20 protein-coding genes are annotated in these 16,035 nt (G+C 40.6%); 11 read left to right on the top strand and 9 right to left on the bottom strand.

Annotated elements, in window-relative coordinates; genetic code table 11:
* The first annotated feature begins 280 nt into the window (after positions 1-280).
* Genes clpS through H6G76_RS26570 form a run of 3 tightly spaced genes read left to right on the top strand, consistent with a single transcriptional unit; the run spans position 281 to position 1,573 of the window.
* On the top strand, positions 281-562 hold the full coding sequence (clpS, locus tag H6G76_RS26580; protein WP_190707823.1) for an ATP-dependent Clp protease adapter ClpS: 282 nt from the start codon (positions 281-283) through the stop codon (positions 560-562).
* Entirely contained in the window at positions 555-710 is a 156-nt protein-coding gene (locus tag H6G76_RS26575; protein WP_190707821.1) for a hypothetical protein, read from the top strand. The genes clpS and H6G76_RS26575 overlap by 8 nt, the downstream gene beginning before the upstream one ends.
* 32 nt (positions 711-742) lie before the next feature.
* The gene (locus H6G76_RS26570) at positions 743-1,573 is read left to right on the top strand and encodes a CPBP family intramembrane glutamic endopeptidase (RefSeq protein ID WP_190707818.1); all 831 of its coding nucleotides are present in this window, start codon (positions 743-745) and stop codon (positions 1,571-1,573) included.
* 73 nt (positions 1,574-1,646) lie between these two features.
* On the opposite strand, the gene H6G76_RS37300 is transcribed toward H6G76_RS26570, so the two are convergent.
* The 5 genes from H6G76_RS37300 to H6G76_RS26545 all read right to left on the bottom strand — a co-directional run bounded on the left by H6G76_RS37300 (position 1,647) and on the right by H6G76_RS26545 (position 5,895).
* The gene (locus H6G76_RS37300) at positions 1,647-1,889 is read right to left on the bottom strand and encodes a hypothetical protein (RefSeq protein ID WP_242056527.1); all 243 of its coding nucleotides are present in this window, start codon (positions 1,887-1,889) and stop codon (positions 1,647-1,649) included.
* Complete coding sequence (locus H6G76_RS26560) at positions 1,886-2,086, bottom strand: hypothetical protein (protein ID WP_190707812.1); 201 nt, start codon at positions 2,084-2,086, stop codon at positions 1,886-1,888. The genes H6G76_RS37300 and H6G76_RS26560 overlap by 4 nt, the downstream gene beginning before the upstream one ends.
* Positions 2,087-2,202: 116 nt before the next feature.
* Positions 2,203-2,841, bottom strand: coding sequence for a pentapeptide repeat-containing protein (locus H6G76_RS26555; RefSeq protein ID WP_190707809.1), 639 nt, complete (start codon positions 2,839-2,841; stop codon positions 2,203-2,205).
* Positions 2,838-4,235: a DICT sensory domain-containing protein gene (locus tag H6G76_RS26550; RefSeq protein WP_190707836.1), complete on the bottom strand. Its 1,398-nt coding sequence runs from the start codon at positions 4,233-4,235 to the stop codon at positions 2,838-2,840. The genes H6G76_RS26555 and H6G76_RS26550 overlap by 4 nt, the downstream gene beginning before the upstream one ends.
* Positions 4,236-4,320: 85 nt before the next feature.
* Positions 4,321-5,895, bottom strand: a complete 1,575-nt coding sequence (locus H6G76_RS26545; protein ID WP_397333757.1) for a photosystem II high light acclimation radical SAM protein — start codon at positions 5,893-5,895, stop codon at positions 4,321-4,323.
* Positions 5,896-6,471: 576 nt separating this feature from the next.
* Here H6G76_RS26545 and H6G76_RS26540 point away from each other — a divergent pair.
* The 4 genes from H6G76_RS26540 to H6G76_RS26525 all read left to right on the top strand — a co-directional run bounded on the left by H6G76_RS26540 (position 6,472) and on the right by H6G76_RS26525 (position 8,804).
* Positions 6,472-6,849 (top strand): DUF1830 domain-containing protein, encoded by a 378-nt coding sequence (locus H6G76_RS26540; RefSeq protein ID WP_190707804.1) that lies wholly within the window; start codon positions 6,472-6,474, stop codon positions 6,847-6,849.
* Positions 6,850-6,994: 145 nt separating this feature from the next.
* The gene (locus H6G76_RS26535) at positions 6,995-7,456 is read left to right on the top strand and encodes a DUF4079 domain-containing protein (protein WP_190707801.1); all 462 of its coding nucleotides are present in this window, start codon (positions 6,995-6,997) and stop codon (positions 7,454-7,456) included.
* 55 nt (positions 7,457-7,511) lie between these two features.
* Entirely contained in the window at positions 7,512-8,360 is an 849-nt protein-coding gene (locus H6G76_RS26530) for a peptidoglycan-binding protein (RefSeq protein ID WP_190707798.1), read from the top strand.
* 87 nt (positions 8,361-8,447) lie between these two features.
* Positions 8,448-8,804, top strand: coding sequence for a phage holin family protein (locus tag H6G76_RS26525; RefSeq protein ID WP_190707795.1), 357 nt, complete (start codon positions 8,448-8,450; stop codon positions 8,802-8,804).
* A gap of 94 nt (positions 8,805-8,898) precedes the next feature.
* Here H6G76_RS26525 and H6G76_RS26520 read toward each other — a convergent pair whose 3' ends face one another.
* Together H6G76_RS26520 and H6G76_RS26515 are read right to left on the bottom strand one after the other, a co-directional pair.
* Entirely contained in the window at positions 8,899-9,351 is a 453-nt protein-coding gene (locus tag H6G76_RS26520; RefSeq protein WP_242056526.1) for a cobalamin biosynthesis protein, read from the bottom strand.
* Between the two features lie 739 nt (positions 9,352-10,090).
* Positions 10,091-11,368 (bottom strand): ankyrin repeat domain-containing protein, encoded by a 1,278-nt coding sequence (locus H6G76_RS26515; protein WP_190707792.1) that lies wholly within the window; start codon positions 11,366-11,368, stop codon positions 10,091-10,093.
* 278 nt (positions 11,369-11,646) lie between these two features.
* On the opposite strand from H6G76_RS26515, the gene H6G76_RS26510 reads away from it, so the two are divergent.
* Positions 11,647-12,117 (top strand): DUF4079 domain-containing protein, encoded by a 471-nt coding sequence (locus H6G76_RS26510; protein WP_190707789.1) that lies wholly within the window; start codon positions 11,647-11,649, stop codon positions 12,115-12,117.
* A gap of 58 nt (positions 12,118-12,175) precedes the next feature.
* Here the strand turns inward: H6G76_RS26510 and H6G76_RS26505 are convergent, their stop codons facing one another.
* Complete coding sequence (locus H6G76_RS26505) at positions 12,176-12,859, bottom strand: DUF1997 domain-containing protein (RefSeq protein ID WP_190707787.1); 684 nt, start codon at positions 12,857-12,859, stop codon at positions 12,176-12,178.
* A gap of 174 nt (positions 12,860-13,033) precedes the next feature.
* Between H6G76_RS26505 and H6G76_RS26500 the strand changes: the two genes are divergently transcribed.
* Together H6G76_RS26500 and H6G76_RS26495 are read left to right on the top strand one after the other, a co-directional pair.
* Entirely contained in the window at positions 13,034-13,690 is a 657-nt protein-coding gene (locus H6G76_RS26500) for an NAD(P)H-binding protein (protein WP_190707785.1), read from the top strand.
* Between the two features lie 179 nt (positions 13,691-13,869).
* Positions 13,870-14,535 (top strand): glycoside hydrolase family protein, encoded by a 666-nt coding sequence (locus H6G76_RS26495; RefSeq protein WP_313934837.1) that lies wholly within the window; start codon positions 13,870-13,872, stop codon positions 14,533-14,535.
* Between the two features lie 25 nt (positions 14,536-14,560).
* Here H6G76_RS26495 and menH read toward each other — a convergent pair whose 3' ends face one another.
* The gene (menH, locus tag H6G76_RS26490; RefSeq protein ID WP_190707783.1) at positions 14,561-15,367 is read right to left on the bottom strand and encodes a 2-succinyl-6-hydroxy-2,4-cyclohexadiene-1-carboxylate synthase; all 807 of its coding nucleotides are present in this window, start codon (positions 15,365-15,367) and stop codon (positions 14,561-14,563) included.
* 104 nt (positions 15,368-15,471) lie between these two features.
* Between menH and H6G76_RS26485 the strand changes: the two genes are divergently transcribed.
* Positions 15,472-15,993, top strand: coding sequence for a dihydrofolate reductase family protein (locus H6G76_RS26485; RefSeq protein WP_190707781.1), 522 nt, complete (start codon positions 15,472-15,474; stop codon positions 15,991-15,993).
* Positions 15,994-16,035: the final 42 nt, after the last annotated feature.

Here is a 16,035-nt window from a genome sequence, read left to right as displayed (position 1 = left end):
ATACCCTTAAACGGCTACCCATACCTTTGTTACCGTGCTTGATACATCGACTTTATTTACTTATCTTCACACAGTTTGGTTTTTTTATGTCGTTCTACTTAGTTTATTCAAACTCATTGACAACGATGCCAAAGGATAGGATCTGTCTTAAGAACAAACCTTTGGGTAAGAGGGAGTTTGGGATTTAATGTTATAAAATAAGTAAATAACTGTTAAGCTGTTAAGCGATCGCCTATAGGCATTCCGTTGTAGTAAATCATCGAAACAAGAGCAAAGAGCCGTGTCTGTCGAAACCATTGAGAAGAGTTCCACATCCCGCAAGCTCGCCCCTCGGTATCGCGTTTTGCTCCATAACGACGACTACAACTCTATGGAGTATGTGGTGCAGGCGCTATTAACCACCGTACCGAGTCTCACTCAGCCCCAAGCTGTGAGCATCATGATGGAAGCCCATACAAACGGGTTAGCATTAGTCATTACCTGCGCTTTAGAACACGCTGAATTTTACTGTGAAACATTGAAAACTCACGGTTTATCCAGCAGTATTGAACCTGATGAATAGTCATTGGTTATTGGTCATTTGTCTAAAAACAGCTTTGGCGGCGGGAAGTCGCGGCTACATAGACAAAACCCACCTGCGTGGGTTAAAAACCCTAGATTTTTTCTTAGTCCGCGCAGGCGGACTTTGTTTGTATAGCTGCGATTTCTAATCGCCTAGCTTTGGGTTCTTGAACTACTCAGTATGAAAAACAACCTTGTCCGATTAGCTCAAAGCCCTGCCCCCATTCGGCTGGGTTGTTTTATTTTAATGCTGTTGCTGCTATGGTTGCCTTTTGCAGCACCGATTTACTTACTAGTACGTGATGCTAACTTAGTAAGTATTTTAACAATGGTTTTGCTATACGCAGAATTTATTTTACTTTTGAAGTTGTGGGGTAAGTATGTCTATCAGCAACCTCAGATATTGCAGCATTATGGTTTAGATACTACGCAACACAACAGAATAGATTTGCTGCGTGGCTTGGCTATAGGTTTAACTAATATTTGGATACTATTTGGCATAGAAAGTCTTTTAGGTTGGCTGGTATGGCAACAACCAAAGGTTTTTTTATTAAAAATAGTTATAGAAGGTTTAATTGTTGGCTTGGCTGTTGGGTTTGCCGAGGAGTTATTATTTCGCGGCTGGTTGCTTAATGAATTACAGCGTGATTACAGCCAGCGTATAGCACTTTGGACGAATGCTATTGTATTTGCTGCATTACATTTTATTAAGCCATTAGAGGCAATTATCCAAACTTTGCCGCAGTTCCCGGCTTTAATAGTTTTAGGGTTAACGCAGGTATGGGCAAAGCGTTGGCGTAGGGGACGTTTAGGTTTACCAATTGGTTTACATGGTGGTTTGGTTGGCGGCTACTACATTATCAATATCGGGGGATTAATTAAATATACGGGTGCAGTGCCTGATTGGGTGACTGGAGTATATCAAAATCCTTTGATGGGTGTGATGGGGTTATTTTTAATGAGTATTTTGGCGGTATGGATGAGTAGGCAAGTGAGGCGATCGCACCTCTGATAAAATAAATTAAAAAAATTATGCAATCCAGTAGCCAGAAACAACAGCAAGTTATAGCTATTGGCGATCGCCGCTACGCCACATTTTTGACTGAGATAATTCCTTCACTACACCATTGGATAAGTAGCCATCTGTCAGAATCTTTATCCAGTGCTGGCTTGAGACGGAAATTAAAAACCTCTTGCCATACCTCTACTCCATACTGGGATACAAAGTCTGCCTCCAGTTCTTTAAACTTTTCCCATTGTCGATTTCCGATAGCGGTCAACATAGGAATGATTGCTGTGATTGTGACTTGTGCGGCGACAGGTGTCATTCTGGGTAGTCCTCAAAAATACAAATAAAAGGCATAGGTGGTTTTTTAGTGTTGATGATTTTAACCAACCGTTTACCCTTGCTTCTAGCAAGTGCAAAACAGGCTAACTCTGTTTCTGCTGCTGACCAATCCCTTGGGTCTATTACCGGGTCAAACTCCTCTTCATCTGAGTTGTTTGATTGGCTTTCGTCAGTCATACTTTGATTCTTTAATAGGGATTGCTAGTGGTACAGTTAGGCTTACAAATTTTTACTCGCTTCACCTGCGAAAATTTTAACAATAGCCAAGGATACTGCCTTTTTTAGTGCAATATTTACGCCAGTGTCTCAATTACAGTACCCACCAAACAAGCTTTATCCAACTTCACACCGCTTAAATTTACCCCTTCTAACTCTGCACACAGCAAGTTAGCACCTGTCAAATTTGCCCCTGCTAAATTCGCGCCTCGCAAGTCAGCTTCTTCAAGATTCGCCTCACTCAAAAGTGTTCCTTGCAAGTCAGCACGGCTTAAGTCTGCGCCTTTAAGATTTGCCCCACTCAAGTTAGCACCACGCAAATCAGCACTGCGTAAGTCAACGCCTTGTAAGTTGACATTCATCAAATTCGCGCCACTTAAAAAAGCACCCGCTAACGATACATCATTAAGGGTTGCACCCATTAAGTTAGCACCGCGTAAATTGCTACCGCGCAAGTCAGCACTGGTTAAGTCGGCTTGCATTAAGTTTGCTCCCATCAGGTTCGCCCGCAAGTCAGTTTCTTGCAGGTTAGCCCCCATTAAGTTGGCTCCTTCTAAATGCCCACCTTCGAGTTTAGAACCGCTAAAATTAGTGCCAACAAGCGTTGCGCCTGCAAAATTAATCCGGCTTAAATCGAGTTTACAGAGTTCCTCGTCTTCTAAATTTACCCCTGGCAGTTGTTTGAGGGTTCCTGATTTAATAGCGTCAATGTTCATTTGCGGTAACTACCAATCTCCTCACTACTCTTGCTATGGCTATCCCAGCGAGAATCAAGTAACCACATACCGTTGCTGGCTTTGGTTGTCATCACAGGTAAATCTAGCCCTTGTTGCAAACCCATGACTAATAAAGTTAGGGCATCTATTAGTTTAGGGTCAAAGCGGGTTGATTGTTGCTGTCGGCATTCTTCTAAAGCTTGAGCAAATATTTCTTCTCGACTTTGATTAGCTGATTTTATTTGATTGACTCGCCATTGAAATTCTGCGACTAAGGCTAAAATTCTTGATTCTAAGGGAATTTCATCTCCAGCTAAACCTGCTGGTTCTCCTGTACCATCCCACCACTCGGTTTGGTGCGTGATAAGTTGAGCAACAGCCCGTAGCCTGGGCATGGTTCGCAATACCTGCGCCCCTGGCACTAAAGGACAAGTTAAAGGACAACTGGGCGCGTGTTCTGTGTAACGGCCAGATGTTCCGGGAGTAAGAACGCTTTCGGCTTTTTGTAGCGGATCTATGCGGTGTAATAAACCTGCTAGCCGCAATCTTTTAATTTGCCAAGCTGGTAGTTCTAACAACTGTGCCATTGCTTCGGAAAGGGCTACGACTTCCGCAGCTGCCATTGGGTTGTTGATATCGGCAAAATCTATCAACTGTGCCATCCGCAAAAATGCTTGGATTTCGTTAGAAACCAAGTTACGGTCTAAAGCTTGTTGACGCAGTGCTGTAGGAATCGATAAGTTCTCTTGTCCTGTTTGCAGGTAATCAACTACACGAGAGACTACTGTACTTAAGTCTTCTGGTGCAGCTAGACGAGACTGAATTGCTTCTTTATGTGTAGTGAGTTTTGCTGCTAATTCTGGATTATATTTTTGAATATGAGCGATCGCCAGTTCTGCTGTTTCTTTCACTAACTCCGGTTCAAACGTCCACAAACCGTAGAATTTGCGTTCTAAGTCTGAAGCTGGTAGCCCACCTGCACCATAATCAGCCTCCGATAGCTCTTGACAAAGTACCATTGCTGTGTATCCAGGCGACAGAATAATCAAATGCCATTCCTGCGCTACTGGGTCGTTTGGCTCTAATGCTACTAAGTCTACATTGGGTAATTGGCTGGTAGGATGTTCAGCAAAGCCTGCATCGGTTGCAGCCATGATGCTAATTTCACGGCTGCACTTGGCTATGTCTGCATATCTTTCGGCTTCTTGTAAATACCATTTACCACGTTGGAAGGCTGTAATGACAAGAGGCTGAGTCTGATCAGCTAAAATGTGGTCTTCTAGAGCGTGACACAGAGCAACTAGGGTGTTTTTATAATACACTCCAAATCGAATTGGTCTGGTGGTATGGCGATGCGCTGTTTCCAGCTTTTGTAAAATCGAACCTTCTAACATAGGGGATGGGGAGTAGGGAGTAGGGAGTAGGGAGTGGGGATTACGGAAGGTTTTTTCATACCCCATCCCTTGATTACTACGTATTTTATGATATGCCTGCTAATTGTTTTGCTTTCGTTTCAATTGGCGCGGATAGTGCTGCTTCTAATTCTGCACAACCTAGCCTTTCTTCTAAAATCTTCATAACTTCCCGTCCGAAGTCATTAGGATTTTGTCGCCAAGCTTGTAAGCAGACTTCGCCAAAGAAAGAACCAAGGGGTTCGGGGTTCCATAGCAGTTTTTTAGCTGTCCACGGCATCAAGCTCATAGGATTGTACCCTGGTTTGAGGATGCCTTCTTTAAAGGCATACTCTTCTAAATGGGTGTGGGGTTGCAGTCCAATGAAGAAAATGGCTGGTTCAACTTTATCTGCACCAAAGATTTGTTCTAGTTCGCGGTGATAGGCTATGGTTTGGCGAATAGTTTCAGGGCGTTCGTCAATCACATTAAAAGAGTAATTGACAGAAACTAAATCGTTAAACCCGGCTGCTTTTAAGTCACGACAGTTTTGTAAGACAGTCCGCAGGTTGTAACCCATCCGCATTTTGCGTACCAGTTCTTGAGAACCACTGGTAATGCCGATTTCAAAATAGTTCATCCCGGTTTTTGCCATTAAGTCGCACAATTCGGGAGTTAAGTTGTCGGCTCTGATGTATGCTGCCCAATGAATATCTGTCATCCCAGAATCAACGATCGCCTGTAATAGTTCGATGGCATCATTAATATATCTCCGCGCTGGGATAAATTGGGCATCGGTAAACCAAAAGTTCCGCACACCGCGATTATATAGTTGTCGCATTTCCGCCACAACTTCCTCGGCGGGATTTATCCGAACTTGTTTACCTTCCACAACAGTGTAAACACAGTAGCAGCAGTTATGGGGACAACCGCGCTTGGTTTGTACTCCTATATAAAAGTCTTGGTCTTGCAGATAATAGTTAAACTCTGGCCAGACGTTTTCAATATAGTCGTAGTTACAAGCAGTTTTTTCTAATGGGGTAGGTTGTTCGTGAATCAAGCGTTGGCGTGGTTTACCTTCTCCGACGACATAACAGCGTTCATCACGAATTTCTCTACCACTTAAGAGTTTTTCTAGTAAGGTTTCGCCTTCACCCACAGAAATAATTGTTCCTGAAGGTAAGCTTTTACCCAACTGTTCATAAAATACGCTGACTGCACCACCACCTACAACTGCACGTGCTTCAGAGTTATATTTTTGAGCGCGTTTTAAACCGCGTTTGATTAATCCCAAATTGCGCCATAACTCTACATAGTAGGCAATGAAGATTCGTAAACCACCTAATCCGCCACGTAATTTGGTCAGGGGATTTTTGGCGTAATAAAATTCAAAAGCATTTTGCAGTGGGTTTCCGCCACGTCCACCAACTGGGGCATAAATCTGAATATCTCGCCAAGAAAATACTAGCAGTGTGGGTTTAAATTCATCGATACAACGGTCTAAAGCCGCAGTGTAGTCTAAAGGTGGAACTGTCCCCAAATCGAAAATGCGCTGTTCGATGTGAGGAAATAGTTTGTGGACATGATCACAAAGATAAACAACCCCAATAGGAAATATGGGGTTACAAGGAAGGCGAACGTAGAGAATTCGATTTTTGATCATTAGTGTTTTATCCTCCATCTTGCCATTCTTTAAGGAAAGCGAGACATATTTTTAGAAATGTAGTTTGAGTTAGTCTTATTTATGACAATCTAGATTGACGTTTAGGCTGATTTGTGCTTCTTCTTTTTTCCTGTTAGGAATGGCGGAGATAGCTATCTTGGCTGGGCATCAATCAGGAAAGATTGTTTTATGAATAAATTGTTCATATATCTTTACCATAACATTGAGTTCAACTATTAAGCGATGATCCCTTGCTACCTATCTAAAGGTATAACCGTGTCAACTCATTCAAAATAGATACAAGCTAGAAGAAGGTTTAACATACTCTATTGATAGTTAATTAATGTATGAGGCAATTTCGTTACCAAAGAAAACAATGAGAAATTTTTGTTAATAGTGTATAATTTTTTTTAAAATAGATGATTTTATAAAGTTTTCATAACTTGAACATATCTTTAGATAGAAATAACGTAGAAATTTTCAGTTGGTAGTCGGAGTTACAGTAGCTGGGGATCAGCCAGTGTTAGTCTTGGCTTATGTAATATACAAAGTGTTGCGTAAAGCTCCTCGGCAGTTATGGCTCAAATATTAGATTCTCTACCACCTGAGCAATCGGGGAAATTTCTCTGCTGCTACGTTAATGCCACCAGCAAAATCCAGGTGGCTCGGATCTCTAACATTTCTAACTGGTACTTTGAAAGGGTTGTTTTTCCTGGTCAACGCCTGGTGTTTGAAGCCCCGCTAGAAGCTCAAATGGAGATTCATACCGGGATGATGGCAAGTGCAATTTTATCGGATACAATTCCGTGTGATCGCCTTGCGATTCACGAACCAAGCAGTATTGACTTTAATACCGACTCAGTTACCCTCGACCCTATCAGTAAAAATCCCATAGTCAAGGCAATTAATACCAAAAGCGGAGATACAACAAAACCTTTAACAGTTGCTGGTTAATCATTTCCTTGCTTAAAATAAAAAATTTGTTCAAAAAAATTTAAGGTTGCTGATATCAGCAACCTTTTCTATTGTTAATAAGGGTTGTCATTAAGTTATTCTCCCTTCCTTCTACCTCTTCTTCCACTCCCCACTCCCTAAATTTATGCATCTACCCTCTTTTATCTGGCTGTGGAAAATAGCCGCCTGGTCGATGGGATTATCGCTATTGGCTTATGTGCTGTTAGCTATCACAGGTATATGGATGCGGCAAGCTAGAACTTCTGAGTCCTTACCTAGCTTTCCCGGATTCCCTGTGAGTCGTGGAGGAGTGCGATCGCTCCACTATACAATGGGCATCAGTATGGTGAGTTTAGTGCTACTATTGCTGGCGATCGGTATTATCGGCACCTTAGGACACTTTGGTTCTTTAGGACATTCATCACACTTAGCAGCTGGGCTAATAGTAGTATTTTTAGTATTGCTATCTGCTATCAGTGCAACTCAAATTAGCCCCAGAAGACCTTGGGTAAGAACTTTACATATTACCGTAAATATTATTCTCTTCGCTGCCTTTGCTTGGGTATCTTGGACTGGCTGGACTGTCGTACAAAAGTATTTACCCTAGCCTCTAACCCCTTGCGGCTGTAAGATGAGCATCAGAAGATTCTGGAGTAAATTCCATGACAGGCAGCCTGAGAGCAAGTATCTTGAGTGCTAAGAAGTTGTATAGGTTACTGCTATTATTCTCCACACCTTGGCTGATGAATTTTTGGCCCGGAGTTGCAATTGCAGCACCCCAAAAAGTTGCTCAAGCAGTGACCGGAGCGAGCATTAATCGTCCTACCTTAAGAGTTGGCAGCCAAGGAGATCGTGTATCGGAGTTACAAGCCGCACTCCAGCTTTTGGGCTTTTATTCAGGTAAAGTTGACGGAGTTTATAGTGACAATACAGCTAATGCAGTTTCTCGGTTTCAGCAAGCAGTTGGCTTAAACCCTAATGGCGTGGTTGATGCTGCTACTTGGCAAAAACTGTTTCCCAAAGAGCCAGCATCTACATCCAATACTGCTGCGGCTTTACTAGCTCCATCTGGGCAAAATACAAACACTGCAAAACCGGAACCAAGACCTGCTAATCCCAGAAATAGGGCAACTCAAGTGCCAACTCTAGCACCTGAACCTAGACCAGCTAACCGCAGAACTTCCACAAATCAAAACAGAACTTCTGCCCGGTCTTCCTCGTCAACTCGCAGTACGCCAGCTATCACTTTTCGCCAAGTCCCAGGTCTTCAGTACACCTCGGAAGGATATCCAATTTTACGCTTAGGCAACCAAGGTTCAGAGGTCACTACATTGCAACGACAACTGCAAAGGTTTGGCTTCTTAAGTAGCAGTAATATAGATGGCGATTTTGGCCGGTCTACCGAAGCAGCAGTTAAAGCCCTGCAAAGACGCTATGGTTTAGAAGATGATGGTGTAGCAGGTGGTGCTACTTGGGAAATTCTCTTGCAGCGATCGCCTAGGCAACGATAGGCTAAACATCATAGTCAGTAGTTCTGGCAATTCAAGTACAAAACTTCCTGCTCCTTCTTACAACTCCCGTCCTACTTTCTGTTTTATATGAAGCACTTTTTGTTAACTTGGCTGGGTACTGCGGTAGCTTTACTCATCACCTCTAGAATTGTTGATGGTTTTGAAGTTAATAACTTTGTTGCGGCTTTAGTGGCTGTGATAGTTATCGGGCTGGTAAATGCCTTTGTCAGACCAATTTTGCAGCTTTTGGCATTTCCCATTACCTTACTAACTTTCGGTTTATTTACATTTGTTATCAATGCTATTTCTCTATGGATAGCAAGTGCTATTACCCCTGGGACTGGTTTTGAGATTAAAGGGTTTCTACCGGCTTTACTTGGTTCAGTTGTGCTATCTATTGTTTCCAGTGTAATTAATTATTTTCTGAGAGCTGTTGATAATTGAAGAAGTGGCAGGAGACAGGAGGTAAAAATATTACTTTTCCTGAAATTGGCTCTTAAAATGTCCTTATTGACATATTCTTGGTAGCTATAATTCCTCATTGCTGTATTTCTTCAGCTACAGCTATAGTTACTACCCCTGGTTCTCCTGGTAAGCGAAAAATCTGTTTAGGTAGCAACAAATCGAAATCTAACCGAGAAGCTGCCAAGATAGCAGCCGCCTCCGCAACACTGGGTGTTCCTACTGCTGTGGTAATGATTTCAGTAGGGTTGGGAACTTCGACAGTAGATAGTTGTTGTGCTGAAAAGATTTTAAATTGCCAGTTGCGTAGGCGGCACAGTTCTATTAAAAAATTTTCCGAAGCTTTCGTATCTATAGTAGCAAGACCCGCGATCGCGCTTTCATCAAGTAAATTTTTTTGAAAAACTTCCTGAATTGCTATTTCAATCAACTGCTGTGAACTGCCCCGCTTAAAACCAATTCCTATCCACAAAAATTGCGGATATTTAAAAATTTTCTCATTTGATTTACTAGTTGATTTAGCCAGCAACCTCAAATTACATCAGCTTACTTAATTATCGTTGAGCGTTATACCTGGAAACTGATCAATACAATACTGTTTCCAGAAACTAAAAATTATATATTGATAAATGTCTAGCACAGTAGGAAACACCAAGGGAGAGATTGGGCGAAATGCTTAGGTTTTCCTAATCTTTTGCTTCATCATTTTCCGTGATGTACAAACGTTTTGCTTGTGCTTTACCTTGGTGTTTCAGTTTCTTTGTTCTCCGTCGCAGTAGGCGAAAATAGCTGCGGTGGAGTTTTGCTTTTTTGAGTTAATTATGCACTGGGGTATTTTATATAGCCCTCGTATAATAAGTAAATACCGTGGATTTTCACCTTTGTCAAGCTATTAGTAATGATATTAAAATTTGGTATTTTAAATCACAAAAATTGCAGATGTTTAAAGCAGCCCAAGAGTAATATTTAAACAAAGAATGAGAAATAATTACCTAATATAGAAGCTATATTTTCTGCCTCTATTAAGCTGTTTACATTTTTGATTTAAGAGAAATAGTTCAATCGTAAGAATTCAGCATCCAGGAGTCAGAAGTCAGAATGGGTAGGAGATTTAATCTGCGCTTACTGATTTATTTCTTCATTCTCAAATATTGGGCTGATTCTTTAACTGTTCTGACTTCTGAGTTCTTACGTTCAATCTCTCTCCCCTGCACCTCTGCACCCCTGCCCCCTTGCAGTCTAAATGTATAAACTATATATGTAGGAGCTTATTCCTGCGCCCCAGCTTTTTGCAGTAGCTTGACGACATTTTTATAGCCATTAAATTCTGCCAGCATTAAAGCAGTATAGCCACCACGATTTTTAAGATTCATATTTGCCCCAGCTTGCAATAATATCTGCACAGTTTCGCTATAACCACCAGAAGCAGCCCACATTAATGCTGTCGCGCCAGATGTATCTTGAAAATTTACATTTGCGCCTTTTTCTATTAGCAGCTTAATAATTTCTACGCGGTTGCGTTCAGCAGCCTTTAGCAAAGCTGCTTTTCCATCACTGCTAAGAGCATTGGGATTAGCACCGTAGTCTAGCAATAGTTTTACTATTTGAGTATGTCCTAAAGATAGTGCCGCCAGCAAAGGAATTTCAGTTCCCCCAACAGTTTTGACACCAGCACTCAGCAGTAATGGCACAATTTCGCTATGTCCTTGTAATACGGCGACTAACATTGCTGTATCGCCTAATTTATTTCTAATTTGTAAGTTTGCGCCGCGACTGAGTAACATCTGTACTATGTCAATATAGCCTTCGACTACGGCAATATGTAATGCAGTTTCACCGTCTTTATCTTGGTGATTAATTTCGGCACCTCTATCTAGTAAAGCAGATGCGATCGCACTGTTGCCTGCGGCGGCGGCGGCTAATAATGCTGTACTACCATCGCTGTTTTTTAAGTTCACATCTGCGCCAGCTGTTAATAATGCTTGGACAACATCTAAATTGCCTAAGTCAGCAGCAATCATTAACAATGTTTCGCCATCTTCATCTTGAAGATTTACATCCGCGCCACTTTGCGCTATGAGTTGCACAACTGCGGCGTGTCCCTGCTTCACCGCCAATTTTAAAGCAGTGTCATCATCATGATCAGCAATATTTACCTTCGCACCAGCAGCCAGTAATATCCGCACTACCTCTACATAACCTTTAAGCGCGGCTGCCATCAAAGCTGTGCTGCCATCTTCATTGATAGCATCGACATTAGCACCTCTTGATACTAATAACTGCACAATATCAACTTGATTGTTACTAGCAGCTAACATTAACGCCGTTAAGCCATAGCGTTTTCTCGCCAAGTTAATATTTGCCCCGGCATCTAACAGCGATCGCACAATTTCGGTGTAGCCTAAATTAGCAGCAAACATTAACGCCGTGGTACCATCGCGATCGCAAGCATCCACCCTAGCACCAGCAGCTAATATCGCACTCAGTCGCTTTATATCTCCAACTTTCGCAGTCTTCAGCAGCAAGACATCGTTGTTTTCAGCCATTAATTAAATCCTGCCCAGGCAGTTTTTTGTCTACTCACAGAATTTAGTGTGAAATTCTTTAGGTACTTTTGCAATAGGGGCTAGAGGCTAGAAAACAGATATTTCGTAGACAAGCGTTGTGGAGGACAGGCTGTAGAAGTATGTTTTGAAACCAAGTAGTGACAAAAAAATATTCATCTCAACTCCCTAATCTCTAGCCCTAGCCTCTAGCCCCTAGTCCCTTTTTTATTACACTTGTGCTAATTTTTATTAAGATTTAAGAATTGGGCGATAACACAATGACTCTGGAACTGTCTGCCTCGGTTAAATACTGGCTGAACTTTTTCCACCCGCTAATGATGTGGGTACTTTTAGCAATTTCACTTTATGCTGCTTACCTGGGACTGCAAGTACAGCGTACCAGAAACGCTCAAGGGGAAGAAAAGAAAGAACTAATCAAAGGTAGATATAACGTTAAACACTACCAAATCGGGTCTATTCTTTTAGCTTTGATGGTAGTAGGCGCAGTAGGTGGTATGGCTGTCACCTATATTAATAACGGTAAGTTATTTGTCGGCCCACACTTAATTGCAGGGTTAGGGATGACTAGTTTAATTGCATTTTCTGCTGCCCTATCGCCTTTTATGCAAAAAGGTGCAAATTGGGCGCGGGTGACTCATATTCTGTTAAATTTCGGAATTTTAGGTCTTTTTACGTGGCAGGCTATCACTGGCGTGCAAATTGTTCAAAGAATTCTTTCTAACGCATAGTCAATAGTCAATAGTCAAAAGTTTCACCACTATTGACTATTGACTGTGGACTTTTGACCTATCGCTTTTTTTTGGAACGGTCAGGAAAAGGTATGCCTAAAGATCCATGAAAATCTTGTTGAACTTTGTATGTTAAGCGGCGAGAGACTTGACGGACAATTTGATTAAGTAAGCGATCGCCTGTAGATTGAATTATAGACTTGGGTAATCGCTGAATAAATTTGGGAAAGTGAAGATAAACTTTTAAATCTAATTCCCATTCCACGCGTGTTACCTGACTTGATTTGAGGTCAGCATCCTCATTGAAATATTCTTTGAGTTGCATCGATGCCCGATAATCTACATCGTAGCCAGGTGCTTGGTAGCCAGGAATCGGGATAGTCCGAATGCGATAAATTCCTTCTTGGGCTGGTAAAAGTTCCAAGCCAATTTTTGGTTCTACTTCATAACCAAAAGAACCGAAACGTCCAATAACCAAAGCATAGCCATTTTCTCCCAATGGTTGTACCTTCATGGGTTCAGCACAGCGTGTAAACCATGAAGAATGAGCATTGAGATACTCAGCAACTTGATGTATTGGGGCATACATTTCCATAAAATCGCTATAGGAACCGCAAAATTGGGTTTGTGTTCCAACAGTTACAGATGTAACTGTATTCTCAGTTTCTATTAAATTGGAATCTACAGGTAAAACAGCTTCTTGTATTTCTAAAGATTGATATTCGCCGTCTATTGAAAGCATGAATGCATTCCCCTCCCAGTTGGCGTATGGCTATATTAATAATTCCCAGATTTTTTGGGAAATTTCGCACGCAAGATATTATTGTGGCTGAAATTTCAAGTTTCTGTCATGGGGTTTATGAAATTACTAAAATACTGATAAATCACATACTAGTTTTTTAGGATAGCGTTTGTAATGAAAGCATTTGTAGCAGGGGCGACAGGCGAGACAGGTCGGCGAATTGTCCAAGAGTTAGTAGCGCGTAATATTCCTGTGCGGGCTTTAGTGCGGGATATACAGAAAGCTAGGGCGATTTTGCCTCCTGATGCTGAGTTAGTTGCTGGCGATGTGTTGCAACCCGAAAGCCTCGCTGCTGCTTTGGGAGATAGCACTGTATTGTTATGTGCTACTGGTGCAAAACCAAGCTTTGATCCAACAGGGCCATATAAAGTAGATTTTGAAGGTACTAAAAATTTAGTGGATGCGGCTAAAGCCAAAGGTATTGAGCATTTTATCTTAGTTTCCTCTATGTGTACATCTCAGCTATTCCATCCCTTAAATCTGTTTTGGCTGATTTTAGTTTGGAAAAAACAAGCCGAGGAATATATTCAAAAAAGTGGTCTCACCTATACAATTGTGCGCCCTGGTGGTTTGAAAAACGAAGATAATTCTGATGCGATCGTAATGCAAAGTGCAGATACATTATTCGAGGGTAGCCTTCCTCGGCAAAAAGTTGCTCAAGTTTGTGTCGAAGCACTATTTGAACCAGCCGCACGCAATAAAATTGTTGAAATTGTTGCTAAACCAGAAGCTAGTGTTAAAACCTTTAGGGAACTATTTCAACAGTGCTGAGTCTAGAGTTGATTGCATTAATTCTCATGGGCGGAGAAATACCCGACTTCTTCAAGAAGTTGGGTATTTAACCAATCTCACTCATCAAAAGAAATAATTTGCAGATTACCATTAACTATTGACTAATAAAAAGGAGTGATAATCTGAAAGATTTTAAACTTAAAGGTGTTGAGAAGTTAATTGGCCCAATAGCTGCGCTACTGGGCTTTGTATATTTGTTGCAGTGGTATATTTTTGGAGAGTTGCGATCGCCATCTGATCCCGTTTTTAATGTTCAACAACCACCCTTAGTCATGAAAGGCGGCGACCCTTACATCCGCGCCTTAATGCGAACTATTTCAGCCAGCGAAGCTAATGGTAATCGTCCTTATTCTTTGCTGTATGGTGGTCAGCAAGTAACAGACCTTAGCCGCCATCCTGAAATCTGCGTCACTATCGTCGTTGGGCCGAACACTGGTAATTGTTCCACTGCTGCGGGGAGATATCAAATTATCAATACAACTTGGTATAACATTGCACCTCGCTATCACCCTGACCCAATGAAAATGGTGTTTTGGACTTCTTATAGTTTTGAACCCGAATATCAAGACTTAGTAATATATCGTTGGTTAAATGATTCTAAAGTTTGGGGAGTTAATATTTCTCAATTGCTGCGTCAAGGAAAGATAAACGAAGTTTTGCGGCGTTTATCGCCCACTTGGACAAGTTTAGGCTATGGTATCGAAACGAACACTGTCAGTAAATCCTTACCGAGTATTTATCAGAAGATGTTACAAGAAGAATTAACCGCAGCTATTCAACCCACAAACGGAAATTTAATTCCAGCCACTCCTAAGAGCAATTAGAATAAAATATTTTATATTGTAAAATTCAACTCAAAAACTCTTGAATACTTTGTACAAAATCTCCAGTATTTTCTAAATGAACATTGTGTGCAGCGTTATTAATTACCTTTAAATAAGCAGATTTACAGATTTGAGACATATTAGTATTAATATCTAAAAATTTTTCATCTTCCTCCCCTACTAATAAAAGTAAAGGTACTTTGATATCTTTCAGATTTTCCCATAAAGAAGGCTGGCTTCCAGTTCCCATAAAACGTAGAGATTTAGCCAATTCAAGGGGGTTATTCTCTAACCGACTCTCTAACATTCTGGCAAATTCTGGGCGTTTTTTTATAGAACCAAAAATTGGCTGATTATACCAATTAAGTAAAAAGGCTCTAAAATCTTCCTGAGAAGTAGTTCGAGTTAACTTTCTAGCTATTTGTTCATCTTTTAAAATCCGTTCTAATCGTTGTTTTTCTGTACACAGACCAGGAGAAGCTGACTCTAATACAACTTTCTTAAACCGTTCAGGAAAATTGACAGTGAGATATAAGCCTAATCTGCCACCCATTGAATAACCAACTAAGAAGCATTTTGGAATATTTAAATAATCTAATAAATTGATTAACCCCTGGGCAGTTTGCTCTATTTTATAATACTCTTCTGTGGTTAAAATTTTAGTTTTGCCATGTCCAGGTAAATCGACTGTGAGATAAGAAAATTCTATACCTAGGAATTTTATTACTTCATCAAATTCATCTAATTTACCAATAAAGCCGTGTAAAAAAAGCATTACTGGCTGCTCATTATTTTTAATAAAATTATAGTTAAGTTGATAATTTTTAAGCATAAATACTATTGAAAACTCTAAAATATAATTATTAACCTTTTACGTAAACCCATAATAAGAAATGTAGTATTCTAGACAATCACTAGGAAATCTACAGCGAGAGTATGCGGAAAATTAGTTTGTTCATCGCTTCTAGCCTTGACGGATATATTGCCAGAGAAGCAGGCGAAATAGATTGGTTATTTACAGATCAAGATTACGGGTACACAGAGTTTATCGCTGAGGTAGATACTTTAATTATGGGTCGCAAAACCTATCAGCAAGTATTGAGTTTTGACGAGTATCCATATAATGATAAGGAAGTTTTTGTATTTTCTCAAAGCTTACAAGGAGAAACAGAAAATAAAGCCAAACTTATAAATGATGATTGGCAAAATTTTATTGAAGATTTGCGTCAATCAAATGGTGGCGTTATTTGGTTAGTTGGAGGCGCACAAACTATTCATTATTTTTTAAAGCATGATTATATTGATGAATTAATTTTATCAATTCATCCAATTATTTTAGGTAGTGGTATTCCTTTAATTGTCAATGACCCAAGTGTTGAGACAGTGCTTGATTTAAAAAATGTTCAAAACTATAACTCTGGATTGGTACAACTTTCTTATGACTTGAAAAAAAAGTAATTTAATATTGAGTGCGATCGCCCTGACTGAAACTTGACAGAT

Origin of the sequence: Nostoc sp. FACHB-152 (assembly GCF_014697475.1) — a bacterium.
GTDB lineage: Bacteria > Cyanobacteriota > Cyanobacteriia > Cyanobacteriales > Nostocaceae > Nostoc_B.
This window is presented reverse-complemented; position numbering and strand designations above follow the sequence as displayed.

Bases quoted from the DNA above. Each gene is read 5' to 3' on its own strand.
- H6G76_RS26550 (WP_190707836.1), bottom strand. From the start codon at position 4,235: ATGTTAGAAGGTTCGATTTTACAAAAGCTGGAAACAGCGCATCGCCAT.
- H6G76_RS26560 (WP_190707812.1), bottom strand. From the start codon at position 2,086: ATGACTGACGAAAGCCAATCAAACAACTCAGATGAAGAGGAGTTTGAC.
- H6G76_RS26505 (WP_190707787.1), bottom strand. From the start codon at position 12,859: ATGCTTTCAATAGACGGCGAATATCAATCTTTAGAAATACAAGAAGCT.
- H6G76_RS26510 (WP_190707789.1), top strand. From the start codon at position 11,647: ATGACTCTGGAACTGTCTGCCTCGGTTAAATACTGGCTGAACTTTTTC.
- H6G76_RS26525 (WP_190707795.1), top strand. From the start codon at position 8,448: ATGAAGCACTTTTTGTTAACTTGGCTGGGTACTGCGGTAGCTTTACTC.
- H6G76_RS26575 (WP_190707821.1), top strand. From the start codon at position 555: ATGAATAGTCATTGGTTATTGGTCATTTGTCTAAAAACAGCTTTGGCG.
- H6G76_RS26540 (WP_190707804.1), top strand. From the start codon at position 6,472: ATGGCTCAAATATTAGATTCTCTACCACCTGAGCAATCGGGGAAATTT.
- H6G76_RS26570 (WP_190707818.1), top strand. From the start codon at position 743: ATGAAAAACAACCTTGTCCGATTAGCTCAAAGCCCTGCCCCCATTCGG.
- menH (WP_190707783.1), bottom strand. From the start codon at position 15,367: ATGCTTAAAAATTATCAACTTAACTATAATTTTATTAAAAATAATGAG.
- H6G76_RS26530 (WP_190707798.1), top strand. From the start codon at position 7,512: ATGACAGGCAGCCTGAGAGCAAGTATCTTGAGTGCTAAGAAGTTGTAT.
- H6G76_RS26515 (WP_190707792.1), bottom strand. From the start codon at position 11,368: ATGGCTGAAAACAACGATGTCTTGCTGCTGAAGACTGCGAAAGTTGGA.
- H6G76_RS26500 (WP_190707785.1), top strand. From the start codon at position 13,034: ATGAAAGCATTTGTAGCAGGGGCGACAGGCGAGACAGGTCGGCGAATT.
- H6G76_RS26555 (WP_190707809.1), bottom strand. From the start codon at position 2,841: ATGAACATTGACGCTATTAAATCAGGAACCCTCAAACAACTGCCAGGG.
- H6G76_RS26485 (WP_190707781.1), top strand. From the start codon at position 15,472: ATGCGGAAAATTAGTTTGTTCATCGCTTCTAGCCTTGACGGATATATT.
- H6G76_RS26545 (WP_397333757.1), bottom strand. From the start codon at position 5,895: ATGATCAAAAATCGAATTCTCTACGTTCGCCTTCCTTGTAACCCCATA.
- H6G76_RS37300 (WP_242056527.1), bottom strand. From the start codon at position 1,889: ATGACACCTGTCGCCGCACAAGTCACAATCACAGCAATCATTCCTATG.
- H6G76_RS26535 (WP_190707801.1), top strand. From the start codon at position 6,995: ATGCATCTACCCTCTTTTATCTGGCTGTGGAAAATAGCCGCCTGGTCG.